This window comes from Niabella sp. CPT15-335-S11, assembly GCF_058792415.1.
Genome location: NZ_JBYTEI010000002.1, coordinates 403,439 through 428,620 on the forward strand (window position 1 = coordinate 403,439; position 25,182 = coordinate 428,620).

The following is a 25,182-nucleotide window of genomic DNA, read 5'->3' on the forward strand; positions in this document are numbered from 1 at the left end:
ATAGTTCAATAATCAAAGGTAAAGATAGGCACCATTACGATTACCCGGCCCCGTTCAAAAGAAATAACGAAATGATAAAGTCTCGATGGGAGGCCGCACGGGCAAGGTGGCTGGCACCCATGGCGCGGCACCAGTCCAGGACCTATTTACAGTCCGTCTATCACATATTAAGTTCGTTAATATTTAAAAATGCCGTGCTGAATATTACGCAGGCAAAAAAATCAGCTTTTGACCCGTGAAGAAGGCTGTGCACAGATCAGGAATACGATTCCGGAGAAAATCGTGAATGCTGCAAACAGTAGCGCGTGGTTAACATAAGGTACGGGTATATAGCTAAATCCTGCAAGCCCCTGCACCAACAGAATAAATTCGTTTGCGAAGACACCTGCAGCAATCACGTAGAGTGCGGCACCAGATCCGCGGTTGTGATGCAGGTATTGATGAGCATAAGTGTACGCGAGCAAAAACAGGCTGAACACCGCCAGCAGAATGAGGTGCAGGTAGGCAATAACAATCGGTCGGAAGCCAAATGCAAGTTTACTTACAGACGGGATCGTGGACCCCAGTTGTAACAATAATTTTATAGAAAATGCAAAGACGACCAGAACTAAGAGAATTGGCACAACCGTCCATCTTGCCGGCTTGATAACATCCCAATGATCCCTGAGCGGTTGCAGGAACATAATCCAGGCGACCACCTGGGCAATTGCCGCAAGAACAACCAGGGTATACAGCCATACCGGAAGATTCGCCCAAAGCGTGGAGAGAAAATAAGCAGGAATACAGGCAGCGAAAAACAGGTAAAAGACTGCCGGCCTGATCCGGATCATGGGATACTTTTCCCCGAGCCAGGCAAGAAGCAGGCCCATTGCGGCGAACAGAAACCACCCGTTATACTGAAAATGAAGATAGAAATAAAGGGAACCCAGATAGTGATTCTGATTTACCGAATGTGTGGCCATCATATACGCGAGATAAAAAGTACCCAGGGATGACACCACGTTGAAGAGCAGGGCTACGTTAAACCAGGGTTTGGAAGGAGAGGCAGGAACGCGTTTTAAATCAACAAAATACCAGTAGCTGAATAAATATCCCGTAAATATCGAGACGGTCGCGAAGAATATGGAAACTGCGCCGTAACCCTGCCAGGAAAAAGACAATACCATTCCGTAAGCACAAATCAAATTGGCGATCAATATGATCCTGTACTTCCTGATGGCGGCGGGAGACAGGAACTTTGCGAGGAAGGCGATCATGAACACAAAAAGCGTCTGCGTGATCCAGCCATCGAAAGCAAAATGCGAATGGGCATGCAGCAAGTGCTTTTGATTCAGATACGGGAAAGAGAAGATAATCTTATAACGCATAATTACGCCCAGCAGCGCTACGATCATCAGGTTAACAATAGAGAATTTGAACCAGTATTTTGCTGAAAACGCCATTTTAATAGTAAAGTTTTTTATCTATAATAGCCACTTTTTTCGTGGCATTCATCCTGGACAGGGTTCTGATGACCGTCTCCACACAAAGCCCTGTGAAATTGGCAATTTCCTGCCTTGTAAAATCGATCCTCAGCCTTTCGTCGCTGGTTCCGATCTTTTTTTTATAATAGCGAAGAAAAGTGATGATCCGTTCTTCGGGTGAATTATTGATCAGTTCCCGGGCGAGTCTCGATTTCTCATAGATCCTCCAGGAAAATATCCGCAGGAACTTTTTTTGAATATCCGGATACTCATCGATCAGTTTTAGAAAGTTTTCTTTTAATAACCTGATGATAACTGTCTCCGAAATAGTAATAGCCGTGGATGGATAAACCTCATCAATAAAAAGAGGTGGCTCCCCAAATCCGTCCCCATCGGTAAAAATACCCTGGGTAAGTTCCTTGGTATCTGAATTATTAAACAACTTAACCTTTCCTGTAATAATCTGATAATAATACCTGGGAGAGTCTCCTTCCAAAAAAATTATTTCATTCTTCCTGTATTTTTTTGCCACGCCTCCCCAGGCTATCAGGATATCATTTACGATCATCATGATCAAGAATATTTTCGAATTGAATAAACGGCTATTCCACCATAATAAAAGGAATATCTCCTATCTTGGTTTTGTTAAAGATATTACCAATCTTATTTCTGGCGGTCTTGTATTCCCGGTGAATGGGACAGGGATGCTCATCTGAACAGTCCCTCAGGCCCAGCACGCATTTATCAAATTGTTCTGTTCCCTCGATAGCCTCTACAATGGACATAATCGGTTTTTTTAGCTGCGCAAATGATACAAAAAACCCGCCGGCGGGCCCCCTGGAACTGCTCACTACTCCCTGCCTGACCAGTGTTTGCATTGCTTTAGCCACTGTGTGCGGATTCGCGCCAATGACGGTAGCCAGGTCGCGCGCGCTGATCCCTTTTTCAGGATCCTGCATCGCAACAATATAGGCAACGGCCCTCATAGCCACTTGCGTGGTTCGGCTTAACAACATGCTTTTTGTTTCGGCAAAGATAAGAGAACTTTATTTAGGTATAAAAGTACTTGAATACTTTTATTAGTTTCCTCTGTTGCCCCGCGGCGCCGGCAGCATGCGGATCCCCGCAGCCACTTTTCTTTCGAGTCTAAATCAGATCATTCTGTAAGCAGCAGGACCAGTTAGACAGACAATAAAATATGCCGGGTGGAGGTGCATATACGTGAAGTTTGGCATTCAGCTACTCAGATTTAAAGCGCACCGGTCGCGGAATGGCTATTTTTTCAAATCGGTTTCATTTGATAAACATGGCCTGAAACTTCCGGGTGGCGGTGTCTGCCGCCTTTCCGTTTTTATCCAGGTAAATGAAATAGGCTTCGAGATTCTTGTGGTTTTTCAAAAACTTCAGCGCCTGGTCCAGGTGCATCCCCATGAGCACATTGTCGTAACCGTCCGCCGTAATCGCATCCTGTGCATACACCGTCACACTGATCATTTCATTCTGAAGAGAATATCCCGTTCGTGGGTCCATCAAGTGGGAAATTTTTTTATTGCCGCTTTTATAAAAATTACGATACTTCCCCGATGTAGTGATGGCACCGGATTTCATCTCAATCCTTCTGACGAGGACCTCTTCATATTCATTGTCTGGCGGGCCTTCAATGCCGATCTTCATCACCTGATTTCCAGGCTGTTTTCTGCCCTTTACCCTGATTTCTCCCCCAACTTCCACGAGGTAATCTTTTATACCTTTTCCATCCAGATAAGCGGCGACCACATCCACGCTGTACCCTTGTGCAATGCCGTTCACATCAATGCCGGTCCTGGGATCCGATTTAACCAGACTGTCGCCTTTTATCGCAATTTTATCGTATCCGGAATAGGTCAGGATTTCACGGATCGTTGCCGAGTCAGGCACTTTGCCTTTTTTGCCTCCCGGACCAAACCCCCAGGCTTTCGCGAGGTGAAGGACGGTGATATCAAACACACCCTTTGAGTCTTTTGAAATCTCCTGGGATTTTTTAGCCACATTACGCAGATGGGAATCCATCACCACCCCCCTGGGTTCTTTGTTAAACCTGGATATCAGCGAATAAGGTTTGTAAATTGACAGGGAGGTATCAATGGAGCGGAATATGCTATCAGCTTCCGCCCGCGTGAAAAGGCTGTCCTGTGCGTAATACGTGATGTGATAGGTTGTGCCCTGCGCCTGGCCATTTACATGGTAACCTTTCAAAGGCTTAATTAAAAAACCTGAAAGCAGAACGATCAGCAGCGTTGCCAGGACAAAAAAGCCAGCATTCCGGGTCCGATTCAGGGGCTTCAAACACTCAGTTTTTAGGTTCATTAGACAAATATCCAAAACATTACCCTGAAAATGCAGTAAATTTATTTTCAAACAAAACACATGGATATAGCTACCTCTGCCAATCCCGCTACAGGCAAGACCATTCAGATTTATGACCGACCGGATGACGTTAAGATAAATGAACTTATTGAAAAGACCCATGTTAGTTTTCTCAGGTGGAAGGAAACACCGATCAGTAAAAGAGCTGCCCTCATGTTTCGCGCTGGAGAAATATTGGAACAGAATAAACTTCGTTATGCCACTATCATTACCGGGGAAATGGGAAAAACTTACCTCTCTGCAATTAAAGAAGTTGAAAAATGTGCATGGGTGATGAAATATTTTTCAGAGAATGCAGAGAAATTCCTCGAAAAAGAGATCTTGCCCACCGATGCCGAAAAGAGTTACGTTGTTTTTTCACCACTTGGTGTAATTTTAGCCATCATGCCCTGGAACTTTCCTTTTTACCAGGCCATACGTTTTGCCGCACCTACCCTGATGGCGGGCAATACAGCCGTACTGAAGCACGCGTCAAACGTGCAGGGTTGCGCCTTCGCGCTGGAAGAGCTCTTCAAATCAGCCGGTTTCCCTGAATTCGTATTTACCAATCTAAACATCGGCGGGAACCAGGTGCGGGATGTCATTGAAAATCCGCTTGTCGCGGCAGTCACGCTCACAGGCAGCGAATCAACCGGCAGGGAAGTGGCATCTATTGCAGGTGCTGTCCTTAAAAAATGTGTGATGGAACTGGGGGGCAGTGATGCCTGTATCATTTTGGGCGACCTGCCCGTTGAAGAAGCTGTGCAACACGCAGTGACGGCCAGACTACAAAACAACGGCGAGACCTGCATCGCCGCGAAAAGATTTATCGCCGTTGATGAAATCTATGACGAATTTGTTCAACAACTCACGCTCGCGATGCAAGCCCAAAAGATGGGAGATCCGTTCGACGAAGAGACCGTTTATGGTCCGCTTGCCCGGCCAGACCTCAGAAATCAGTTACACCGGCAGGTTACAGCGAGTATTTCAAAAGGTGCGAGGCTAACCACCGGTGGTTATATCCCCGATTTAGCAGGCGCCTGGTATCCGGCTACCGTATTAGCTGAAGTAAAACCAGGCATGCCGGCATTTGATGAAGAACTTTTTGGGCCCGTAGCCGCCATTATTCGTGCGAAAGATGCCACAGAAGCTGTAGTTTTGGCCAATCAGTCGAGATTTGGCCTGGGCGCATCTGTCCTCACGGGAGATGCGAAAACCGGAGAAAAACTGGCAGCAGAAATGCTGGAAGCGGGAAGTTGCTTCGTGAACCACCTGGTGGTTTCGGACCCCAGGCTGCCTTTCGGTGGGATCAAAAACAGCGGCTTCGGCCGCGAATTATCGGCTTATGGGATTAAAGAATTTGTAAACATTAAAACAGTATGGATTGATGAGTGGAAAGCCCGGTAGAATTAAACCAAGAACTATAAGACTCAAGATCGTTTCCCACCTGATATTATGGCTGGTGTTCATAACCAGCGTGCCGGGAATTTGTATTTCCCAGGTACCGGGAACATCCGACACTTCGCTGACGCGAACCTTGTCCGTGAAGGCTGACTCAATTCCTGCCCGGACTTTCTGGAAGCCGCAGACCATTGCCGTGCCTGGCGCGATGATCGTCTATGGATTGATTGCTCTCAAAAACAATGAACTGATCCGCTTAAACCAGCACATCCGGAGAGATATTCATCCCGTAACACCCGGGACCGAAAGCCGCTTAGACGATTACCTTCAATACGCCCCGGCAATTGCCGTGTTCAGCCTGCCGCTGGTTGGCGTACACGGGCAACACGGCTTTGTGGACCAGGTCATGATGTTCGGCCTTTCTAATATCATCCTTAACATGACAGTGCAGCCCGCAAAAAGGATCTTTAAATCAATGCGACCGGATAGTTCTGATCATCTTTCTTTTCCTTCCGGCCATACCACCGAGGCCTTTGCCAATGCAGAGCTGTTAAGACTGGAATACCGTGGCCAGTCGCCCTGGTACGGAATAGCCGGTTATGCCGCGGCGGCTACGACGGGCTACCTTCGGATGTATCATGATAAGCACTGGCTGAATGACGTAGTCGCGGCTGCAGGCATTGGTATCTTATCTACCAGGCTTTCATGGTACTTTTACCCAAGACTTGTAAAGCTGATCACAGGCAAGCCCACGTTGAAAGTAGCCGTATTACCCACCTGGCACCAGGGCTCAGCCGGACTGGCGATATTCCGACGATTCTGAGCAACGTAACTGCGAACGTTTCCCTCCCGCTTAGAGACCGCTTGAAAGAAGTCGCTCGAGAACATAATAACTGATGGGGCAGAATTCACTGTTCTTCAGGGTGATGGCAGGCCGCTTCAGAAAAACATCCTCATCGGTATAAGGGAACCTTGCACAGTCAGAAGGCCTTTGCTCATATATTTTACAAGTATTATCAGCATCCAGGAATGGGCAGGGTGTTGATTTCACGACGAAATCACCATCTTCATCTACCCTCAGGTATGTCTCAATAAAAACACTTTCCTTCATGCCCAGATGTCGGGATATCCGTTTTATATCAGGCGTTTTGAAGCGGGGAGAGTAATTCTTGCAGCAATTTGCACAGGTAAGACAATCAATCCTGGAAAAAGCCTCTTCATGAAACTCCGGCAATCGCTTCAAAGCCTTGCTCTTGCTGGTCTTGGTCAAAAATCGCTGATAGGCTTTCCTGTTAGCCTTTGACTTCTTTTCCCAGTTATGAAGCAGGTCCTCATCTTCCATCTGCCAAAATTAGCAGAGAAGATGGGCTTAATCAAAAAATGACCTGACATTGCCGAACAGACCGGCTTATTCCCTTAATAATGAACATCGTATCCACGCTGTTAAATTTTTATCATCCGGGCCCGTACCTTTGCAGGGTTTTAAAATGGTAGAGATAAGTAGAAACAACATGAATACTTTACAAATACAGGAGTTGGAATTTAGAGGAAGGCATATAGGTCCAAATGAACCCGAAGCCAGGAAAATGCTCCAGGCAACGGGCTTTGACAATATGGGTGACCTGATCAAAAAGACGGTACCCCCAGCGATCATGGCGAAGAGTCCCCTCAGGATTCCCAAAGCGATGAGCGAAATTGAATACCTGCGCCACATTAAAACCGTGTCGCTGAAGAATAAGATCTACTCAAATTATATTGGTCAGGGTTATTATGGCACCCTGGTACCTTCGGTGATTCAAAGAAATGTATTTGAAAACCCAGGCTGGTACACACAATACACGCCATACCAGGCTGAGATTTCACAAGGCCGGCTGGAAAGCCTGCTCAATTTTCAGACCGTAATCAGCGATCTAACCGCATTACCCATGGCCAACGCCTCTTTGCTGGACGAAGCCACCGCCGCGGCAGAAGCGATGATTATGTTTTATCATGTTGCAAATAAGGCGGGAGAAGTTCAAAAGCCCAAATTTTTCATCGACACGGAGACATTTCCTCAAACCAAAGATGTGGTTTATACCCGGGCGCAGCCTTTTGCGATTGAGATTGTTGAAGGTAATTTTCAGGAGGCGATTCTCACGGAGGAATACTTTGGGGCGCTTATTCAGTACCCCAATAATCTGGGCGCGGTCTCTGATTATCGCGGTTTTATTGGAGAAGCAAAAAAGAAGGGAATTTTTGTAGCCATGGCGACCGACCTGCTTGCGCTGACATTGATCACACCGCCCGGCGAACTGGGAGCTGATGTAGCTATCGGTTCGGCGCAACGTTTCGGTGTACCGCTGGGATATGGCGGACCTCACGCCGGATTTATATCGTCCAGGGATGACTTCCGCAGGTTTCTTCCGGGCCGTATCATTGGTGTAAGTGTGGATGCGAAAGGGAATCGTGCACTCAGGATGGCACTGCAAACCCGGGAACAACACATTAAGAGAGAAAAAGCTACTTCCAATATCTGCACAGCACAGGCGCTGCTCGCCAATATGGCTGCTATGTACGCCGTTTATCACGGCCCGCAAGGATTGAAGAATATTGCAGAAAGAGTTGCGCTGTACGCGCAGATCGTCGCAGGTGAGATTGAAGCGCGTGGATTTGAACTGACAGGCTCCCATTTCTTTGATACGATTACTGTCAGGGTTAAGGATTCATCCAAAATTCGTCAAAAAGCTGAAAAACAATTGATCAATTTAAGATATTCCGGGAATGACCTGATCGGAATTTCCATTGACGAGACCACCATTCCGGAAGATCTGTATGATCTGATCAACTGCTTTGAAAACGAAACGGATCCGGTCGCATTCGACCTGGACGCTGAGCCAGTCCTTACACGAATTCCCGAATCCCTGGTTCGTCAATCCAAATATCTCACCCACCCCGTTTTCAACACCTATCACAGCGAAACCCAGATGATGCGTTATATCAAACATCTGGAAAATAAAGACCTCGCATTAAACACTTCTATGATTCCGCTGGGCAGTTGTACGATGAAGTTGAATGCGGCCACCGAGATGACGCCTATTAGCTGGGCGCATTGGGCAAATATCCATCCGTTTGCCCCAGCCAGCCAGACCGGAGGTTATGCCACCCTGATCAAAGAATTGAGTAGCTATCTCTGCGAGATCACCGGGTTGGACGCCTGCAGCCTTCAGCCTAATAGCGGAGCCCAGGGTGAATATTCGGGTCTGCTGACCATCCGGGCGTACCACGAAGCAAACGGCAACCCGCAGCGGAAAGTAATGCTTATTCCCATCTCAGCACATGGCACCAATCCGGCTTCCGCAGTAATGGCGGGCATGAAAGTAGTAGTGATCAAAGCGCTCGAGAACGGATATATTGACGTGGAGGATCTGCAGAAAAAAGCGATCGAGCACCGGGATGTACTGGCCGGCATTATGATCACCTATCCCAGCACCTACGGCATTTACGAAGAAACCGTTATGGATATCATCCGTATCGTCCATGAAAATGGAGGTCAGGTGTATATGGATGGCGCGAACATGAACGCACAGGTAGGACTGACATCACCCGGAATTATCGGAGCGGATGTCTGCCATCTCAATCTGCACAAGACTTTTGCCATTCCACATGGTGGTGGTGGCCCGGGCGTTGGACCGATTTGCGTAAAATCTCACCTGGCGTCTTTTTTACCGGGGCATGTATTTGAAGCCGCTGACCCGCACAAGCCCCAACATGCTGTCTCGGCTGCTCCTTACGGATCATCACTGGTCCTGCTCATTTCTTATGCCTATATCAAGATGTTGGGATCAGACGGCTTAAAAGCCGCAACCGAATACGCGATCCTGAACGCAAATTACATGAGAGCGAGACTGGAAAAACATTTCGATATTCTATACATAAATGACAACGGTCTTTGCGCGCACGAATTTATTGCTGACCTCCGACCCTTCAAAAAAACCGCGGGAATTGAAGCAGAGGATATTGCCAAAAGGCTGATGGATTATGGGTTTCATGCACCCACGGTCAGTTTCCCTGTCCCGGGCACCGTGATGATAGAGCCCACGGAAAGCGAGGATAAAGCAGAACTCGATCGTTTTTGCGATGCGATGATCAGCATCCGGGAAGAAATCCGATTAATCGAGGAAGGGGGCGACGCTCAGGATAATCCGCTCAAAAATTCGCCGCATACGCAGCAGGCTGTGATCCTGGACGAATGGAACCATGGCTACAGCCGGGAGATAGCTGCATTTCCATTACCTTACATAAAACATAATAAATTCTGGCCTTCCGTTTCCAGGGTGAATAATTCAGTGGGAGACAGAAACCTGATCTGCACCTGTGAACCAACAGAAATGTACGCAGAGCCGTAAACTTCACTTCATTCAAAGGATGCTGTAACGGCCGCTGATGTAGACAACTTTAGAATTCGATAATCCCCTCACTGGTTTTTATCTGAAGTGATTTAGTAGCTGCCGCTTCCACCCTGCCAATCACGGTGGCATCGATGCCAAGTGACTGTGCAGTTCGGATAAGGCTGGGGGCACTTTCTTCCGGTGTGTATATTTCCATGCGCGTACCCATATTAAACACCTGGTACATCTCGCGGGCATCCGCGCCACTGGCGTTTTGTATGATATCAAAAATCATCGGAGGTTCAAAAAGATTGTCCTTTACAACACGCACCTGATCTGGTATATACTTCAGGCATTTTGTCTGGCCACCGCCACTGCAATGAATCAACCCATGTATATTTTCAAAATGTTCTTCCAACATTAATTTAAGTACCGGTGCAAAGGTCCGGGTCGGGCTCAGCAAAAGTTTCCCGATATTCATTTGCTCGCCAGCTACCTCCACCGCCTCTGTCATCTTATGCGGACCAATATAGACCACCTCATCGCTGAGTTGTGGCTCAAAAGTTTCCGGATACAAGTTTGCATATGATTTATTCAGCACATCGTGGCGGGCGCTGGTCAGTCCGTTGCTCGCGATACCACTATTATAGCAGCTTTCATAATCGGCCTTCCCAAACGATGCCAGGCCCACGATAACATCGCCCGAACGGATCTTATCGTTTGTAATGAGCCGATCTTTCGGCCATCTGGCCATCATTGTTCCATTGACGGCCATGGTGCGCACAACATCTCCTACATCGGCCGTTTCCCCGCCCATGTAAGTAATATTCACACCAAAAGATCTCATCTTGTCAAAAAACTGCTGGCTCCCATTAATAACTTCTGACAGCACTTCCGCAGGTATCCTGTTCTTGTTCCGGTCGATCGTTGAAGAAAAAACCAGGTTATCGTAAATACCCACGCACAGTAGGTCGTCCAGGTTCATCACGATCGCATCTTCGGCTATCCCCTGCCATACGCTCAGATCGCCCGTCTCTTTCCAATAGAGATAGGCCAGGATGCTCTTGGTTCCCGCGCCGTCTGCATGCATCACATTCACCAGTGCACCGTCACCCCCCAAAATGTCTGGGAAGATCTTGCAGAATGCTTTAGGGTACAAACCCTTCTCTAAATTCCTGGTAGCGAGATGAACTTCTTCTTTCTGAGCCGATACGCCTCTTTTTGAATATAATGACATTGAATAAATAAAATTTATCGTCTGGGGTTAAAAATCACCGCTTTTCCAGCCTGGAAAAAGCTGATCCAGGTCGCTAAGATAACTAATGAATTCTCAAGCGGGCATTGGAATACGAAAAAAATGTGTTATCTTTAAAGGTTAGAGGAATGAGACATTCCTAACCTGTCTATACTAAACCGCATCCGGTATTTACTCCTGAACTGACTTCTGCTGCTCCATGTCTGATGACTTTTCCTATTTTTGTATAGTATGGAAATTCATTATGGTACAGAGCAACTCCCGGTATTCAGAAACGCGGTGTTGACCGTCGGCACTTTTGACGGCGTACACCAGGGTCACCGGAAGGTCATCGAACAAATATTGAAGGAGGCAAAACGGGTGAATGGCGAGTCGATCATCATTACCTTTCACCCGCATCCGCGAAAGATTGTAACCTCTTCCATCCTTGGTATTCGCCTGATCAACACCCTGGAGGAAAGAATAGAACTTTTGAGGGGGCTGGGCGTAGATCACCTCGTGGTCACCCCTTTTACCGATGCTTTCGCCAATCAACTGCCGGAGGTGTACCTGCGAGATTTTCTCGTTGGAAAATTCCACCCACATACGATCATCATTGGTTTTGACCACCGTTTCGGCAGAAACCGGGTGGGTGATTATAAAATGCTCGAGAAATACCAGAACACTTATCACTATCAATTAGACGAAATACCCAAACACGTGCTGGATGATATTTCCATCAGCTCTACCAAGATCCGGGACGCGATCCTGAAGGGAGATACCACCACAACGCGGCACCTGCTGGGCTACGAATTCTTTTTCGAGGGCGAGGTAGTCCATGGTGATAAGCTGGGGCGCAAACTGGGATTCCCAACGGCGAATCTGAAAGTACTGAATGAAGAAAAGATCATTCCGGGAGACGGAATTTACGCGGTCAGAGCGGAGATAAAAACCGGTCCGTATAAAACAGGGCCGGCACTGCTTAAAGGTATGATGAGTGTGGGCTTCAGACCCACGGTGGACGGTAGAAAACGGGTGATTGAAGTGAACTTATTCGATTTTGACGGAGAGATCTACGGCGAGACCCTGAAGGTTTTTGTATGCCAGTTCCTCAGGGAGGAAATTAAATACGATAATCTTACTGACCTGGTAGCCCAGATCACACAAGATAAAGTCGACAGTTTGAAAATTCTGTAACAGGTGATGCAACGGTCGGGCAAAACTACCCATGCTGTTTTATTTTTTGCCTCTTTTATTATTCGGATAACTTATCATAAACCCTCTGTTGTTCATACCTGAAGTTCAGGTAACACAATAGTTTTTTGTGTTCCGCACTGAACTTTGTAACTTGTATCTGGTTGCCGCTAAGCGTTCTTTAAGAAACATGGAATGGATCACTTACCAGTTTTAATAACGGATCTTGCACTCATCCTGGGCGTTGCTGCCCTGATTTCTGTATTATTCAAAAGGATCAAGCTCCCGTTGGTACTGGGTTATATCGTTTCGGGTATTATCATCAGCCCAAACTTCAACCTCTTTCCCAATATTTATGAAGTGGGTGATGTGCAGGTCTGGGGGGAAATCGGCGTAGTTTTTTTATTATTCAGCCTGGGGCTCGAATTCAGTTTTAAAAAGTTATCCAAGCTGGGTGGGGCAGCATCCGTTGCGGCCGTGTTTGAGCTCGTAGGTATGGGATTTCTTGGGTATCTAACGGCGAAATGGCTTGAATGGCCTTTCATGGACCGTGTATTCCTGGGTGCCTGCCTGACCGTTTCTTCCACGACGGTTATCATCAAAACTTTTGCAGATCTCAGTCTCGAAAAAAGAAATTTTGCGGGACTTGTTTATGGTATACTGGTTGTTGAAGACATCATCGCTGTCACGCTGCTTGTGTTGCTGGGAACTTTTGTGATCACGCATGAAGTGCAGGGTACGCAGGTGTTTTTTTCTGTTTTGAAGCTGATATTTTTTCTGATATTATGGTTCATCGCAGGTATATTGTTTGTTCCATCCATTCTCAGGCGCGCCAGAAAATTTTTAACAGACGAGATCCTGCTCGTTACATCTATTGCCATGTGTCTGATTATGGTGTATCTATCTTCACGAGCTGGTTTCTCACCGGCATTGGGCGCTTTTATCATGGGTTCATTGCTTTCCGAAACCACCAAGGCAGAAAAGATCATTCACCTGGTCCAGCCCGTGCGTGATCTTTTTGGAGCCATATTCTTTGTTTCAGTGGGCATGCTGGTCAGCCTTCCCGAAATTACGAAACACATCTGGCCCATACTGCTGATTTCGGCGGTTGTCATCTTTGGCAAGATCCTGTTTGTCGGAGCGGGATCGTTCATCTCCGGAAATTCGCTGAAAGTGTCTATCCAGGCGGCGATGAGCCTGACGATGATCGGTGAATTTTCTTTTATCATATCTTCGCTGGGGACAAGATATCAGGCTACATCAGCAAGCTTTTATCAGATTATCATTGCCGTATCTGCTATCACCATATTCATCGCTCCCTCCCTTACCCTGGCCAGCACGCCGCTATACAACAGGATCAATAACCGGATGTCTCCGGCGTGGCGTCAGAAGCTGAATCGCTATAGCACTGAGGCCACCACGCTGACAGCAGTCAGCGAATGGCAAATCGTATTAAAAACTTTTTTAATCAATACCTTGATCTATTCTGTTGTGCTGATAGCGCTGATCATACTTTCAACCAGGTATTTACTTTCCTGGCTGACGGGGATTAATAGTGCTTTTGGTGGGCCGGCAACCGTCGTCTTCACCCTGGCGCTTATGGCACCTTTTCTGTGGGCGATGGTCGTGCGGAATGAGCGTACACCGGCCTTTGCGCATATTTACGCACAGAAAAAATACCTGGGGCCGATTTGGCTGATGCGAGTGCTGAAAGTATTTCTGGCACTGGTCTTTATCATGCTGCTGTTACGATCGGTCTTTTCCATGTCCGTCGCGCTCTACACGGCGCTTGTTATTATTTTCATCATAACCCTTTTCCGCCACCGCCTGCAGAAAATGTATGACGGCATCGAGGATCGGTTTATAAAAAATCTTAATGTTAGGGAATTAGAAGCCAAAAAAGAAAGGGCCTTGCAGCAATTGGCCCGGCGAAATAATGATCTCGCACCCTGGGACGCACACATGACCACATTTGATGTTTCTCCTGAAGCGGTTTATGTAACAGGTAAAACCCTGAACGAATTACAATGGCGCGAGAGAATAGGCGTCAATGTAGCTCTCATAAAAAGAGGCCAGTTCACGATTATCTCCCCCGGAAGAGATGATAAAATTTACCCAAATGACAAACTGTTTATTATTTGTACCGACAGTCAGGAGAAGAGAATGGCAGCCATGCTTCGCCCTGACAAAAGGATCATGCGGGAAATAAAAGATGTTGAAATACAGCTTGGGAGCCTGTTTTTAGGCCCCAACTCACCTTTTTTGCAAAAGACTATCCGCGAAGCCGATATCAGGGGCAGGATAAACGGGCTGGTCGTCGGAATAGAGAGAAATGGAGAGCGTCTGCTCAATCCTGAATCAGATATCAGACTGGAGGAAGGAGATATTATCTGGATTGTCGGCGAAAAGAAACTGATCAAAGCAGCGCTGTCAGAATGAAAACAGCTCCGGTGAAATTTCTTGTGTTTTATCGCAAACGGTATGTCTCAGGTGCCTTCAGGCTACCCGCTTTTTGGCGGTTGGCTGTTGCAGAAAGGCTGCAACCGTTGCTCATCCAAAACCAGGCCAGCGCGGCTAACGACAAGACCAGCAACGCCCATGCTATTCTGCCTACAACACCATTGCGCTTTCTCTCGCCGGTCAATTGTTCCAGCATCTGACTGGTTGAAGTTTCCCGATCGCCCACAAGCACAGCATGACTTGCATTCTCGCGGATCACTTTTTGCGCATTCACCGGTGTGAAGGGTGACCACTGACGCTCGCCGGGAGAAAAAACTACACGATCACCTTCCGTGGAAAATACCCCTACCCCTTCCCACTCAAAGACTTCTCCGTTTGCAAGTTCATTCTGCAATTTCCCGCAAAATGACATAAATCTTTTGTCAGCCTCCTCGGGTGAAATATTTAACTGGGCCGCAATCCATTGGCTAACCTCCCGGGGGCCCGAATGAGTATCCTGGTCGCGGGGCAAAAAGGTGAATCCCCATCCCGGCGGGTTTATGGACCTCTGTGCAATATCCGCGTTAGCATGCCGTTGCACCACGGATACTACGCCTATGCCGGGCAGGTCCAAACTGTGACGTTCAAACAAATAACGGGTCAACAACTCTGGGATGCGTTCTTCCATTTGCAAACGAATATACAATTCCTGAACCAACCTTCATTGCGCAGGAATATTTTTTTATTTTTGCCGTCATTTAAATACCTGTTCTTATGAAATTAACAAGCGCAAAGTACTCTGAACCTACGCTGAGTGTGGGTTTGCTGATTCTCCGGGTAGTGACCGGCTCCGCTATGATTATAAATCACGGAATGAAAAAAGTGACCGGATTTAGCGAGATACTCGAAAAAGGATTTGCCGATCCGTTTGGTATGGGGCCAAAGACGTCGCTTGCTCTCGCCATTTTTGCTGAGGTTTTTTGTGCCGCACTGCTGATAGCGGGACTGCTAACCCGCGTTGCCTCCTTCTTTTTGATTATTACTATGGCGGTTGCCTTGTTTTTCATACATGGAGGTAACATGTTTGCACAAGGCGAAATGGCAGCCATTTTCCTGGCGATATTTCTAACTCTGCTCTGCGCAGGTCCCGGAAGATTCAGCCTGGACAAACTCATCAGTAAAAAATAAAATACTATGTTTCGTACCGAAACGAAGATCCGGGTTCGTTATGCAGAAACGGATCAAATGGGTGTGGTTTATCACGGTCGATTTTTTGAGTATTTTGAAGTAGCCAGGGCAGAATCGATCCGGAAACTTGGGTTTACCTATGCGGATATGGAACGAATGGGTATCATCATGCCTGTGGTAGAAGTAAAATGCAAGTATATTAAACCGGCCATTTATGACGATCTGCTCACCGTAACGATCACGCTCAACCAGTTGCCTCTTGATCATAAAGTAACTTTTCACAGTGAAGTGCTGAATGAGAAAAATGAGCTGCTCGCGCTGGGTTCAGTCACGCTTTATTTTATGGAAGCTAAAACCATGAAGAGATCCAAGATGCCTTTGCAGCTTATTGAAAAAATAAAGCCCTATTTTGATCAGGAAAAAGATGACGGCCAGGCGATTACCTGATTTCTACACTTTTCATCCGTTAAGTTCCCTAACTTTAATGAAAAATCGAACAGATTATGAAGATCCCAAAAGGTCACCAGCCCGTCATGCCTTATCTCATTTTGAAGGATGCAGCCGCATTTATTCCTTTCACCGAAGTCGTTTTCGGTGCAAAACTGGTGTACAAGGGTTTCCGGGACAACGACGAGAAACTGCTTGCTCATGCTGAAGTACAATTGAATGGGTGCAATATCCTTTTTGCTGATGTAACGGAAGATTTCAGTCAGGCAAACGCCAACCTTTTTATTTATGTAGAAAACGCCGATGAAACTTTCAGAAAAGCCCTGGATCATGGTTGTACTGTAGCCAATGACTTGGCCGATCAGGCTTACGGGCGAAGCGGTGGCGTAACGGATCCATTTGGAAATGTGTGGTGGATCACCTCACTCACTTAAGACCCTCAAAACACACATCCACTTACTATAAGATCGCAGTGCAATTCGCCTCTACAGGAACCTGTTCATTATTTGAGGCGATGGTACCATACACGTTTCTTTCCTGCCGAACCAGCGGTAACGGTTTCGGGCTATCATATCGTAAATCCAATCGCGCACGGTTCGTGGAATAATTCGCAAGATTACTATCGCCCGCCAGGGCATATCCAGCTTCTCTGCTATTTTCAGTGCCGCAGCAGATCTGGTATAAACATTCCCATCGTCAAAAAAGACTATTGAAGTCAACGATTCAACATTTATTCCGGTATTATTCAGCAAACGCTCTCCTTCAACAGACTGTAAGGTCGCAAACTTCAGTCTGGCTTTTCGGTCATTTCTGATCAAAAACCGAACTGTACCGTTGCACAGGTTGCACACACCATCGAATAACACAATTGAGGCTCCATAATCCATGCAAAATAGAACAAGGGATTCAACGTCAATGTTCGAAAACACTATAATCTATTCCGCAACTGTTGGAAGCCGGTGTCTATACCTGAGGCAATTTCCAGCCGTTGTGATACAAAGGTTTTACAAGTTGAGTCGCTGCCTGGACATTGAATTTATTAGCCGGGGCATTCCAATATATTTTCTGGCCGGTACGTACCGCGATATTGCCCATGTGACTGACTATAGCCACTTTCGCACCCGCTTCGAACGGACAGTTTAGATTTTCCTTTTTCCTCGTGCGTACCACATCCAGGAAATTGGCGGTATGCTTTGCCAGTCCGTTGTCTACCGATTTTGTCCATGGAACAGCAGCAATTTTTTCTTTTTCGGGTCTCACTTCCCAGCCACCTCGGTTAAGCAGTAGCGTTCCGTTTTCACCGATAAATGCGATGCCGTGCTGCATGCCGTATAATCCCACCCCAGTGGCCATATTATGTTCCCAGCTCATTTGGAAATCTCCAAAATCGTAAAGTGCAGTCTGAAGGTCTGGCGTTTCGCGGGCATCCTTCGGAAACACGAACTTGCCGCCAGTAGCCATGACTAACTTTGGCAGATCTGCCTTCATGCCCATCAATACCATATCGATCAGGTGTACGCCCCAGTCGGTCATCAGCCCGCCGGCGTAATCCCAGAACCAACGAAATTCGTAGTGAAAGCGATTCTTGTTGAAGTTCCTTTTGTTTGAAGGTCCAAGCCACATGGTATAATCCACGCCGGCAGGTACCGGCGAATCTGGCACAATTGGTAGTGCAGCGGTGTTACCCCGGTACATCCAGGCTTTGGTGGAAACGACCTTGCCCAATTTCCCCGAGTGTACATAAGCGATGGCATCTTTGAAATGCTGCTGACTTCTTTGCCACTGGGCTACCTGCACTACCCGGTTATATCTGCGGGCAGCTTTTTCCATCAGTTGGGCTTCAAATATTGAGTTTGATACGGGTTTTTCACAAAACACATCCTTTCCTGCAGCACAGGCGTCCGCCATTTGGAGGCAATGCCAGTGGTCCGGCGTGGCTACGATCACCACGTCCACATTTTTATCCGCAAGTATTTTCCGATAATCACCATAAATCGTCGGTTTATCCGAATTAATTTTTGCCAGGTCGCTTTTTCGTTGCGCCAGTACGTTTTCATCAATATCACAGAGCGCCACACAGGATGTTCCAGGAACTTTCAGCATATTGGACAGGTTTGCCCAGCCCTGTCCGCGGCATCCGATCAGGCCAACGCCAATTGTATCGTTTGGTGAAAAACGTTTACCCATTCCTGCGAAAACATCAAAGGGAACAAGGGTGGAAGCTCCTACGCCGGCAGCAATAACTCCGGCTTGTTTAATAAACCTGCGTCGATAGTGATTCATAATGACAAATTTTGGGGGCTAAAGTAAATCTTATTGATGATAAAGGCGCGCAAAAAATGCGTAAAACTACCAAGATACGAAATAATCACGAAATCGTTGTAGCGAAATTACCGGACCGGATTACAGAAAAGCACCCAACTCTTGATTATATTTGAATATTGACGGCGATTGCCTCCTCACGGAAGCCGGGCGCCGTAAAAGCTGCTGTTTCGATACCAAATCCTGAATTGTTTACGATTGGCATTCGAGCTTGCAGGAACTGTAACAAAAGATAAACAATTTACATATGAAGCAAGTTTTATTTTCCCTGACGATGAGCCTAATGGTTATCGGTCTGTTTGCGCAGAACACGGGCAATTGGCAGAACCTTTTTAACGGCAAAGATCTCAAAGGGTGGAAACAACTCAACGGGAAGGCCAGGTACGCCGCAAAAAACGGTGCAATCATAGGTACTACGGTGTTTGGCGAACCCAACTCTTTTCTGGCCACTGAAAAAGATTATGGAGATTTCATCCTGGAACTGGAATTTAAAGTTGACAGCACCATGAATTCCGGGATCCAGTTCAGAAGTCTTAGTCTCCCGGAATACAGGAATGGCCGGGTACACGGCTATCAATATGAAATAGATCCCTCAAAGAGGGGCTGGACCGGGGGAATATACGATGAGGCAAGGCGCGACTGGCTGTATCCGCTCGATTTTAACGCACCGGCCAAATCAGCCTTTAAACAAGGGCAATGGAACAAGGTTCGTATTCAATGCATTGGTAATGACATTATGACCTGGGTGAACGAAGTGCCGGCCGCACATTTGGTGGATGATATGACAGCTAAAGGTTTTATAGCCCTTCAGGTCCATGCCATCAAAGACAAAAAAGACGAGGGTCGTCAGATCAGTTGGAGAAATATCCGTATACAAACCCAAAACATCAAGCCCAGAACTTTTCAGGGTGTGTTTGTAGTCAATATGATTCCAAACAACCTCTCCAATGCAGAGAAAAGAAATGGGGTAAGTCTGCTGTTTGACGGTCGTACCACCAATGGCTGGAGGGGCGCCCACAAGGCAACCTTCCCTGCGAAAGGCTGGTCAATCAGGGACGGCGTGCTGAGTGTGGAGCCTTCAGGTGGAAAGGAAGCAGCCAATGGCGGCGATATTGTAACAGATAAAAAGTATGGCGCATTCATCCTACAGTTTGATTTCAAATTGACGGAAGGGGCAAACAGTGGGGTGAAATATTTTGTCACCGAAAATGAAAAGAACACGGGGTCTGCAATCGGACTGGAATATCAGATCCTGGACGATGCCAAACACCCGGATGCTAAGCTGGGCGTAGTGGGCAACCGGACATTGGCTTCCCTTTATGACCTGATTCCTTCGTTGAGGGAACCCAGAGCCCGCAAGCCAATTGGCGAATGGAACAGAGGAATGATCGTAGTATATCCCGACAACAGGATTGAGCACTGGCTGAACGGATGGAAGGTGCTGGAATACAAGCGGGGTGTACCTTATTATTATGCGCTCGTGGCCCGAAGCAAATACGCTAACTGGCCGAATTTTGGAATGGCCCCGGAAGGGCATATCCTGCTGCAGGATCACGGCGACGCAGTATCTTTCAGGAGCATTAAGATCCAGGAATTGAAATAGCCCCGATACGGCCGCCGGCAAAATATTTTTCCCTCCCCAGGATTTTTCATGACAGTTGGAAATGTTCACCAGGGAGGGATTTCTTTTATTTGTTACAATCGTAGGATAACTCACCTTCCAAAAATGCCCGCGGAACACTATCTCTATGTTCAGCATCTGCTATCCTTGACCGCTGCAGGTGGTAGCATCCAATATCGATTTTTTAAATCTACATCAAAGTGTGTCCACATCCGGTACCACAACTACCGAGCGAAATCTCTTTTCCTGGTGCAGTACAGCGATATGAAAGAGAATGTCCCTTTTGCACTGACTGGTGATCTTATTATTCTTAGGTAGCTTGAGGAGCATCTCCATCAGGTACTGGTTTCGAATCCTGTTGACAATGGGTTCAGAGGGGCCTACAATAAACTCCTGGTAATTGCTCTTCATATAACCAGCATACAGGTTGGCTGCTTCCTGCACGATCTCTTTAACCCTGTGCCGGAGGGTAATCCGAATGATCCTGGAAAAAGGCGGGTACCCAAACTGCTCACGTTTGGGGATCTCGCTGTCATACATCTTCGTGTAATCGTGTTCCTGCACCTGAATCAACACCGGATGACCCGGTTGGCTGGTTTGAATCAGCACTTTTCCTGTCGCTTCTTTTCTGCCCGCGCGGCCGCTCACCTGCTCCATCAACTGAAAGGCCCGTTCATTTACCCTGAAATCGGCAAAAGACAGGATCCCGTCTGCATCCAGGATCCCCACCAGGTCTACATGTCCAAAATCGAGACCTTTCACGACCATTTGAGTCCCCACCAGGATATCCAGTTTTCGCTGTTCAAACTGCTGAATAAGCTGATCGTGCGCGTGTTTTCCTCTTACCGAATCGATGTCCATCCTTGCAACGCGCGCCTCGGGAAAAGCCTCTGTTAATATCTCCTCAATCCTTTCCGTACCAAATTGTTTTCTGGAAAAATCGTGGCTCCCGCACCGGGCGCAGGTTTGCATCGGTGGATACTGTGTACCACAATAATGGCAAACCAATTTATTGACAAACTTATGGAAGGTGAGAGAAACATCACACTGTCTGCATTGCGGAATCCACCCGCATACATTGCAGCGCTGATAGGGCGTGTAACCTCTCCTGTTTTGAAACAAAATGACCTGTCTTTTCCGATCAAGAATTTCCTGTATCGCCTGGCGGAGAGGCGGTGACAAAATGGCTTCATCCGGATCCTTCGATGGGAAACGCCTGGTATCAACAATTTCAATTCGTGGCAGGGAAACCCCGCCGTATCGCCGGGTAAGCTTTACCAAACCATATTTACCGGTAGTCGCATTTCGGTAGGATTCCAGCGAAGGTGTTGCGCTCCCCATTAACACCTTGCAATCCCGATACAGGGACGATAAGAAAATAGCGGTATCCCTGGCATTATACCTCGGGGCAGGATCTATTTGTTTATAAGAGCTGTCCTGCTCTTCGTCGCAAATAATAAGTCCGAGGTCTTCAAATGGCAGAAATACGGCCGACCGCGCTCCCAGCACGATGTCCAGTTCGCGGTTCCTGATCTTGTTCCAGATCTCTACTCGTTCGTTCTGCGAAAATTTGGAGTGGTACACGCCGATGTGTCCACCGAAATGCTTCTGGAGCCGGCGGATCGTCTGGGAGGTTAACGCAATCTCAGGCAACATATAAAGGACCTGGCGCCCTTTTTTGATGCATTGTTCAATCAGCCTTATATAAATTTCCGTCTTACCACTGGAGGTTACGCCGTGAAGCAGCACCACAGCCTTATCAATATGTTGTTGATTGATCTCCTCAAAAGCTTGCTGCTGATCAGTTGATAATTCAAAACCGATTTCAATATTCTTCGGTAGTGACCGGATCCTGTCTATCGTTCGCCGCTCTGCACGGAGAATGCCCTTGTCGATCAAACCTTTCAACTGTGATTCCGATGCGCCGGATTTTTTCAGCAAAGCCGTTTTTGATATTTCGCCTTCAGTTTTTTGGAAGTGCAGGTAGGCCAGCAGAAGTTCCAATTGTTTTTCGGCCCGCTTGAGCCGGGGATCCTCATTCAGGAGCGCTTCAAGTGCTGATTCGTTCGCATATTCGGGATTTAACAAAATATACGTTTCCTTTTTAGGTGTATAAGTCTCTTTCAGCGCCTCCCAGACAAAGCAAACGCGTTTTTGAATCAGGCTGTTTATCACCGGGTAAACGTGGTTGATATCCAGGATCTGCTGGACTTCATCTAGTTTCAGTTCTTTCTTGATCAACAGCGCTTCAGCCACCAGGAATTCTTCGTTGCTCAGATCAGTGAAATCGTCCCCAATCTCTTCATTGAATACGAGAATCGTTTCGCTGCTCAGTTTAAAATGCGCAGGCAGGGCTGAAGCCATCACCTCTCCTTCTGAACACATATAATAAGATCCCATCCAGTCCCACAGTTTTAGTTGGGTATCAAAAACAATGGGCTCCACATCCAGCACATTCAGAATCTCTTTGGTATCGAAAGCGCCCGGCGGTTGGTCATGTAATGCCTTGACCACACCTGCGTATTTTCTATTCTTACCCAGGTTCACTTCAACCCGGCAGCCCACAACAATCTTTTCCTGAAGTGATTCAGGTACCTCCCAGGTATAGTTGAGCGGCAATGCTAATGGTATGATAATTTCGGCATACATCTTAGCTCCTGATCCAGGATGCCCGGTATTTAATCAGCCGGCTCTCCATCATATTATAAACTTTTTGTTTTAAAAGCTCTACATCTTCCGGTCCAAGGCCGTCCACGGGAACCTCCTGAAGATAGACGACGCGGCTGATTCCCGGGTTCAACGTAAAAAATCCGGTAAAAGGCATTCTGTCAAATGTATCCAAAAAAAGGACAGGCCGGATAGGTGTCCTGGTTTCGATAGCCAATTTGAAGGCTCCGTTATACATCTCTTTCAGCGGCCTGAAAGTCGTGTTGAACGTACCTTCGGGGAAAACCAGGATTGAAATTCCACGATGAAGGAATTCCTTTAGCCGCCTTAGGCTGTGACTTCTGTTTTCCGGGCTGCTTCGGTCCACCGTAACGATGGCGTTCCGGTAAATATAGCCAAAAACAGGCACCCGGGAAATCTCTGCTTTTCCTAAAGGACGGAGTGGATTCCGGAAGGCCTTAACAACCATCGGCGTATCCATATAAGAGATGTGATTGGCAACGAATATTGAAGGCCCGGGATTGTCGGACTTTGATTCATAAATCCGCTTCACAAAGATAAATACCAGGAAAAACCAGGCATCCCCCCATAGCACACAGAGCCTGTAAATCAGGTTCCCGCCTTTCACCGGTCCGGCTGCCATCGCCAGCACGACAAAAGGAAACACGACGAGCATGAGGATGACAAACACGATGAGCGCATAAATAGTAAACAGGAACCTGAAAAGCTTCATTGAAAATATTTCCTTTCAAAAATAAGTATTTCGGTTGTGGGAATTGAAAAACGCTGGACCTTAGCGCCAGACTTTGCATAAATCAGCCTCCCTTTCATTGAGCACGGTTCAGGCACACGACCCAATAATAAGCATCACAGCGTTTTTTTGTATTTTCGCACACTTATGCAGGAAACAAGAACTGTAGCTTTTCATACCCTGGGATGTAAACTCAACTATTCCGAAACATCCTCCATATCCAGACTCATGGAAAAGGAGGGTTATGTAAAACGAAATTTTGATGAATTAGCAGACGTGTATGTAATCAATACCTGCTCAGTGACCGACAGCGCCGACAAGGAATGCAGGCAGTTGGTTCGCCGCATACAAAGAAACGCACCGGAAGGTCTGGTTGTGATCATTGGTTGTTACGCGCAGCTCAAACCCGCGGAAATTGCCGCGATCCCCGGTGTTGATCTGGTGCTTGGGGCTTCGGAAAAATTCAATATTGCCAAACATATCAGAGAAATCTCCAAAGGCGACTCAACCAGAATCTGCAGTTGCGATATTGAGGATGTAACGGGCTTTAACCTTTCCTATTCCATCAACGACCGCACCCGGACCTTTTTGAAAGTACAGGACGGATGTGATTATAATTGCTCCTTTTGCACGATTCCTCTCGCTCGTGGTAAGAGCCGCAGCGACAGCATTGAAAATGTGGTTAGAAACGCCAGGGAACTGGCGGTAAAGGGCATAAAAGAGATCGTGTTGACAGGTATCAATCTAGGTGATTTTGGCAAAGGGCCGGACGGAAACAAAACGGCGCCAATTGCGGGGAGAGAAGGCGATTTCCTGCAACTGGTTAAAGCGCTGGATGAAGTTGAGGGTATTGAACGATTCCGCATCTCTTCCATCGAACCGAATTTATTGACCAATGAGATCATAGAGTTTGTCGCGGGCAGCAAGAGGTTTATGCCCCATTTTCATATTCCATTGCAAAGTGGCAGCAACAAGATCCTGGCAGCCATGCGCCGACGGTACCGTAAGGAGCTGTATACAGAAAGAGTTGCACTGATCAAAAGCATCATGCCGCACTGTGCTATTGGGGTGGATGTGATCGTGGGATTCCCGGGAGAATCTGAAGAAGATTTCAGGGAGACACTCGACTTTTTACATTCTCTGGAAGTTTCGTATCTGCACGTGTTCACATATTCCGAGCGGGATAACACCCATGCCCTTGAGATAAAACCGGTAGTACCGGTTCAGGTGAGGCACCAGAGAAACAAACAGCTTCGAAATCTGTCGTTCATGAAAATGCAGTATTTCGAAGCGCAGCACAACGGAAAAGCGCGGAAGGTATTGTTCGAAAATCATAACAAAGATGGTATGATGGAGGGGTATACAGACAACTATATAAGGATCGCCACGCCTTACCGTAACGAATGGGAAAACCAGGTGATAGACTGGGTACTTTGAGCAAAAAAAATCTTTCAAATTATTTTGCCAGCGTGGTTTCCCCCCTTATCTTTGCAGTCCTTTAGTGGAAGGGAGTTTAGCTCAGTTGTCCTCCGAAGGCGGACAGGGTTCAGAGCATCCCGACTGAAAGTCGGGAGTGGTCGGCGACTAAAGTTGATTTTGAAATATTGGGAGTTTAGCTCAGTTGGTTCAGAGCATCCCGACTGAAAGTCGGGAGTGGTCGGCGACTAAAGTTGATTTTGAAATATTGGGAGTTTAGCTCAGGT

The 25,182-nt window shown here is 47.0% G+C and carries 22 protein-coding genes; 11 read left to right on the forward strand and 11 right to left on the reverse strand.

The features are described 5' to 3' along the window. Window positions 1-71: 71 nt before the first annotated feature. Window positions 72-239, forward strand: a complete 168-nt coding sequence (locus AC3WS5_RS08250) for a hypothetical protein (protein ID WP_492466821.1) — start codon at window positions 72-74, stop codon at window positions 237-239. On the opposite strand, the gene AC3WS5_RS08255 is transcribed toward AC3WS5_RS08250, so the two are convergent. The 4 genes from AC3WS5_RS08255 to AC3WS5_RS08270 form a co-directional block, all read right to left on the reverse strand. After that, window positions 222-1,442 carry a hypothetical protein gene (locus tag AC3WS5_RS08255; protein ID WP_492466822.1) on the reverse strand — a complete coding sequence of 407 codons (1,221 nt, stop codon included), beginning with the start codon at window positions 1,440-1,442 and terminating at the stop codon, window positions 222-224. The two genes, AC3WS5_RS08250 and AC3WS5_RS08255, sit on opposite strands and share 18 nt — an antisense overlap. Before the next feature lies 1 nt (window position 1,443). Further along, window positions 1,444-2,034, reverse strand: coding sequence for a Crp/Fnr family transcriptional regulator (locus AC3WS5_RS08260; protein ID WP_492466823.1), 591 nt, complete (start codon window positions 2,032-2,034; stop codon window positions 1,444-1,446). Between the two features lie 31 nt (window positions 2,035-2,065). Beyond that, window positions 2,066-2,479, reverse strand: a complete 414-nt coding sequence (locus tag AC3WS5_RS08265; RefSeq protein ID WP_492466824.1) for an RrF2 family transcriptional regulator — start codon at window positions 2,477-2,479, stop codon at window positions 2,066-2,068. Between the two features lie 277 nt (window positions 2,480-2,756). Beyond that, window positions 2,757-3,788 (reverse strand): FAD:protein FMN transferase, encoded by a 1,032-nt coding sequence (locus AC3WS5_RS08270; protein WP_492466825.1) that lies wholly within the window; start codon window positions 3,786-3,788, stop codon window positions 2,757-2,759. A gap of 81 nt (window positions 3,789-3,869) precedes the next feature. On the opposite strand from AC3WS5_RS08270, the gene AC3WS5_RS08275 reads away from it, so the two are divergent. Both AC3WS5_RS08275 and AC3WS5_RS08280 read left to right on the forward strand, forming a co-directional pair. Further along, entirely contained in the window at window positions 3,870-5,255 is a 1,386-nt protein-coding gene (locus AC3WS5_RS08275; RefSeq protein WP_492466826.1) for an NAD-dependent succinate-semialdehyde dehydrogenase, read from the forward strand. After that, entirely contained in the window at window positions 5,236-6,072 is an 837-nt protein-coding gene (locus tag AC3WS5_RS08280) for a phosphatase PAP2 family protein (RefSeq protein WP_492466827.1), read from the forward strand. Before AC3WS5_RS08275 ends, AC3WS5_RS08280 begins: the two co-directional genes overlap by 20 nt. 30 nt (window positions 6,073-6,102) lie before the next feature. Here AC3WS5_RS08280 and AC3WS5_RS08285 read toward each other — a convergent pair whose 3' ends face one another. Continuing rightward, window positions 6,103-6,591 carry a YkgJ family cysteine cluster protein gene (locus AC3WS5_RS08285; protein WP_492466828.1) on the reverse strand — a complete coding sequence of 163 codons (489 nt, stop codon included), beginning with the start codon at window positions 6,589-6,591 and terminating at the stop codon, window positions 6,103-6,105. Window positions 6,592-6,760: 169 nt separating this feature from the next. Between AC3WS5_RS08285 and gcvP the strand changes: the two genes are divergently transcribed. Beyond that, the gene (gcvP, locus tag AC3WS5_RS08290; protein WP_492466829.1) at window positions 6,761-9,634 is read left to right on the forward strand and encodes an aminomethyl-transferring glycine dehydrogenase; all 2,874 of its coding nucleotides are present in this window, start codon (window positions 6,761-6,763) and stop codon (window positions 9,632-9,634) included. A 49-nt stretch (window positions 9,635-9,683) separates the two neighbouring features. On the opposite strand, the gene AC3WS5_RS08295 is transcribed toward gcvP, so the two are convergent. Continuing rightward, window positions 9,684-10,853: an AIR synthase related protein gene (locus tag AC3WS5_RS08295; RefSeq protein WP_492466830.1), complete on the reverse strand. Its 1,170-nt coding sequence runs from the start codon at window positions 10,851-10,853 to the stop codon at window positions 9,684-9,686. A gap of 249 nt (window positions 10,854-11,102) precedes the next feature. Between AC3WS5_RS08295 and AC3WS5_RS08300 the strand changes: the two genes are divergently transcribed. Together AC3WS5_RS08300 and AC3WS5_RS08305 are read left to right on the forward strand one after the other, a co-directional pair. Further along, window positions 11,103-12,047, forward strand: coding sequence for a bifunctional riboflavin kinase/FAD synthetase (locus AC3WS5_RS08300; protein WP_492466831.1), 945 nt, complete (start codon window positions 11,103-11,105; stop codon window positions 12,045-12,047). 192 nt (window positions 12,048-12,239) lie between these two features. Next, entirely contained in the window at window positions 12,240-14,483 is a 2,244-nt protein-coding gene (locus AC3WS5_RS08305) for a monovalent cation:proton antiporter family protein (protein WP_492466832.1), read from the forward strand. 28 nt (window positions 14,484-14,511) lie between these two features. On the opposite strand, the gene AC3WS5_RS08310 is transcribed toward AC3WS5_RS08305, so the two are convergent. Then, the gene (locus AC3WS5_RS08310) at window positions 14,512-15,171 is read right to left on the reverse strand and encodes a hypothetical protein (RefSeq protein WP_492466833.1); all 660 of its coding nucleotides are present in this window, start codon (window positions 15,169-15,171) and stop codon (window positions 14,512-14,514) included. Window positions 15,172-15,257: 86 nt separating this feature from the next. Here AC3WS5_RS08310 and AC3WS5_RS08315 point away from each other — a divergent pair, with 86 nt between their 5' ends. Genes AC3WS5_RS08315 through AC3WS5_RS08325 form a run of 3 tightly spaced genes read left to right on the forward strand, consistent with a single transcriptional unit; the run spans window position 15,258 to window position 16,552 of the window. Beyond that, on the forward strand, window positions 15,258-15,671 hold the full coding sequence (locus AC3WS5_RS08315) for a DoxX family protein (RefSeq protein ID WP_492466834.1): 414 nt from the start codon (window positions 15,258-15,260) through the stop codon (window positions 15,669-15,671). 6 nt (window positions 15,672-15,677) lie between these two features. Beyond that, window positions 15,678-16,118 (forward strand): acyl-CoA thioesterase, encoded by a 441-nt coding sequence (locus AC3WS5_RS08320; RefSeq protein WP_492466835.1) that lies wholly within the window; start codon window positions 15,678-15,680, stop codon window positions 16,116-16,118. Between the two features lie 56 nt (window positions 16,119-16,174). Continuing rightward, the gene (locus AC3WS5_RS08325; RefSeq protein ID WP_492466836.1) at window positions 16,175-16,552 is read left to right on the forward strand and encodes a VOC family protein; all 378 of its coding nucleotides are present in this window, start codon (window positions 16,175-16,177) and stop codon (window positions 16,550-16,552) included. 51 nt (window positions 16,553-16,603) lie between these two features. Here AC3WS5_RS08325 and AC3WS5_RS08330 read toward each other — a convergent pair whose 3' ends face one another. Next, on the reverse strand, window positions 16,604-17,005 hold the full coding sequence (locus AC3WS5_RS08330; RefSeq protein ID WP_492466837.1) for a thiol-disulfide oxidoreductase DCC family protein: 402 nt from the start codon (window positions 17,003-17,005) through the stop codon (window positions 16,604-16,606). 76 nt (window positions 17,006-17,081) lie between these two features. After that, a complete protein-coding gene (locus AC3WS5_RS08335; RefSeq protein WP_492466838.1) occupies window positions 17,082-18,401 on the reverse strand; it encodes a Gfo/Idh/MocA family protein in 1,320 nt (439 codons plus the stop codon). 286 nt (window positions 18,402-18,687) lie between these two features. Here AC3WS5_RS08335 and AC3WS5_RS08340 point away from each other — a divergent pair, with 286 nt between their 5' ends. Continuing rightward, entirely contained in the window at window positions 18,688-20,043 is a 1,356-nt protein-coding gene (locus AC3WS5_RS08340; RefSeq protein WP_492466839.1) for a 3-keto-disaccharide hydrolase, read from the forward strand. 213 nt (window positions 20,044-20,256) lie between these two features. Here the strand turns inward: AC3WS5_RS08340 and priA are convergent, their stop codons facing one another. Beyond that, entirely contained in the window at window positions 20,257-22,710 is a 2,454-nt protein-coding gene (priA, locus tag AC3WS5_RS08345; protein ID WP_492466840.1) for a replication restart helicase PriA, read from the reverse strand. A 1-nt stretch (window position 22,711) separates the two neighbouring features. Then, complete coding sequence (locus AC3WS5_RS08350; RefSeq protein ID WP_492466841.1) at window positions 22,712-23,461, reverse strand: lysophospholipid acyltransferase family protein; 750 nt, start codon at window positions 23,459-23,461, stop codon at window positions 22,712-22,714. A 165-nt stretch (window positions 23,462-23,626) separates the two neighbouring features. Here AC3WS5_RS08350 and mtaB point away from each other — a divergent pair, with 165 nt between their 5' ends. Next, window positions 23,627-24,916 carry a tRNA (N(6)-L-threonylcarbamoyladenosine(37)-C(2))-methylthiotransferase MtaB gene (gene mtaB / locus AC3WS5_RS08355; protein WP_492466842.1) on the forward strand — a complete coding sequence of 430 codons (1,290 nt, stop codon included), beginning with the start codon at window positions 23,627-23,629 and terminating at the stop codon, window positions 24,914-24,916. Window positions 24,917-25,182 lie beyond the last annotated feature (266 nt).

Excerpts from the sequence above, each read along its gene's own strand:
- AC3WS5_RS08250 (WP_492466821.1), top strand. The coding sequence starts at position 72 with ATGATAAAGTCTCGATGGGAGGCCGCACGGGCAAGGTGGCTGGCACCC.
- AC3WS5_RS08255 (WP_492466822.1), bottom strand. The coding sequence starts at position 1,442 with ATGGCGTTTTCAGCAAAATACTGGTTCAAATTCTCTATTGTTAACCTG.
- AC3WS5_RS08260 (WP_492466823.1), bottom strand. The coding sequence starts at position 2,034 with ATGATGATCGTAAATGATATCCTGATAGCCTGGGGAGGCGTGGCAAAA.
- AC3WS5_RS08265 (WP_492466824.1), bottom strand. The coding sequence starts at position 2,479 with ATGTTGTTAAGCCGAACCACGCAAGTGGCTATGAGGGCCGTTGCCTAT.
- AC3WS5_RS08275 (WP_492466826.1), top strand. The coding sequence starts at position 3,870 with ATGGATATAGCTACCTCTGCCAATCCCGCTACAGGCAAGACCATTCAG.
- AC3WS5_RS08280 (WP_492466827.1), top strand. The coding sequence starts at position 5,236 with ATGAGTGGAAAGCCCGGTAGAATTAAACCAAGAACTATAAGACTCAAG.
- AC3WS5_RS08285 (WP_492466828.1), bottom strand. The coding sequence starts at position 6,591 with ATGGAAGATGAGGACCTGCTTCATAACTGGGAAAAGAAGTCAAAGGCT.
- gcvP (WP_492466829.1), top strand. The coding sequence starts at position 6,761 with ATGAATACTTTACAAATACAGGAGTTGGAATTTAGAGGAAGGCATATA.
- AC3WS5_RS08295 (WP_492466830.1), bottom strand. The coding sequence starts at position 10,853 with ATGTCATTATATTCAAAAAGAGGCGTATCGGCTCAGAAAGAAGAAGTT.
- AC3WS5_RS08300 (WP_492466831.1), top strand. The coding sequence starts at position 11,103 with ATGGAAATTCATTATGGTACAGAGCAACTCCCGGTATTCAGAAACGCG.
- AC3WS5_RS08305 (WP_492466832.1), top strand. The coding sequence starts at position 12,240 with ATGGATCACTTACCAGTTTTAATAACGGATCTTGCACTCATCCTGGGC.
- AC3WS5_RS08310 (WP_492466833.1), bottom strand. The coding sequence starts at position 15,171 with ATGGAAGAACGCATCCCAGAGTTGTTGACCCGTTATTTGTTTGAACGT.
- AC3WS5_RS08315 (WP_492466834.1), top strand. The coding sequence starts at position 15,258 with ATGAAATTAACAAGCGCAAAGTACTCTGAACCTACGCTGAGTGTGGGT.
- AC3WS5_RS08320 (WP_492466835.1), top strand. The coding sequence starts at position 15,678 with ATGTTTCGTACCGAAACGAAGATCCGGGTTCGTTATGCAGAAACGGAT.
- AC3WS5_RS08325 (WP_492466836.1), top strand. The coding sequence starts at position 16,175 with ATGAAGATCCCAAAAGGTCACCAGCCCGTCATGCCTTATCTCATTTTG.
- AC3WS5_RS08330 (WP_492466837.1), bottom strand. The coding sequence starts at position 17,005 with ATGGATTATGGAGCCTCAATTGTGTTATTCGATGGTGTGTGCAACCTG.
- AC3WS5_RS08335 (WP_492466838.1), bottom strand. The coding sequence starts at position 18,401 with ATGAATCACTATCGACGCAGGTTTATTAAACAAGCCGGAGTTATTGCT.
- AC3WS5_RS08340 (WP_492466839.1), top strand. The coding sequence starts at position 18,688 with ATGAAGCAAGTTTTATTTTCCCTGACGATGAGCCTAATGGTTATCGGT.
- priA (WP_492466840.1), bottom strand. The coding sequence starts at position 22,710 with ATGTATGCCGAAATTATCATACCATTAGCATTGCCGCTCAACTATACC.
- AC3WS5_RS08350 (WP_492466841.1), bottom strand. The coding sequence starts at position 23,461 with ATGAAGCTTTTCAGGTTCCTGTTTACTATTTATGCGCTCATCGTGTTT.
- mtaB (WP_492466842.1), top strand. The coding sequence starts at position 23,627 with ATGCAGGAAACAAGAACTGTAGCTTTTCATACCCTGGGATGTAAACTC.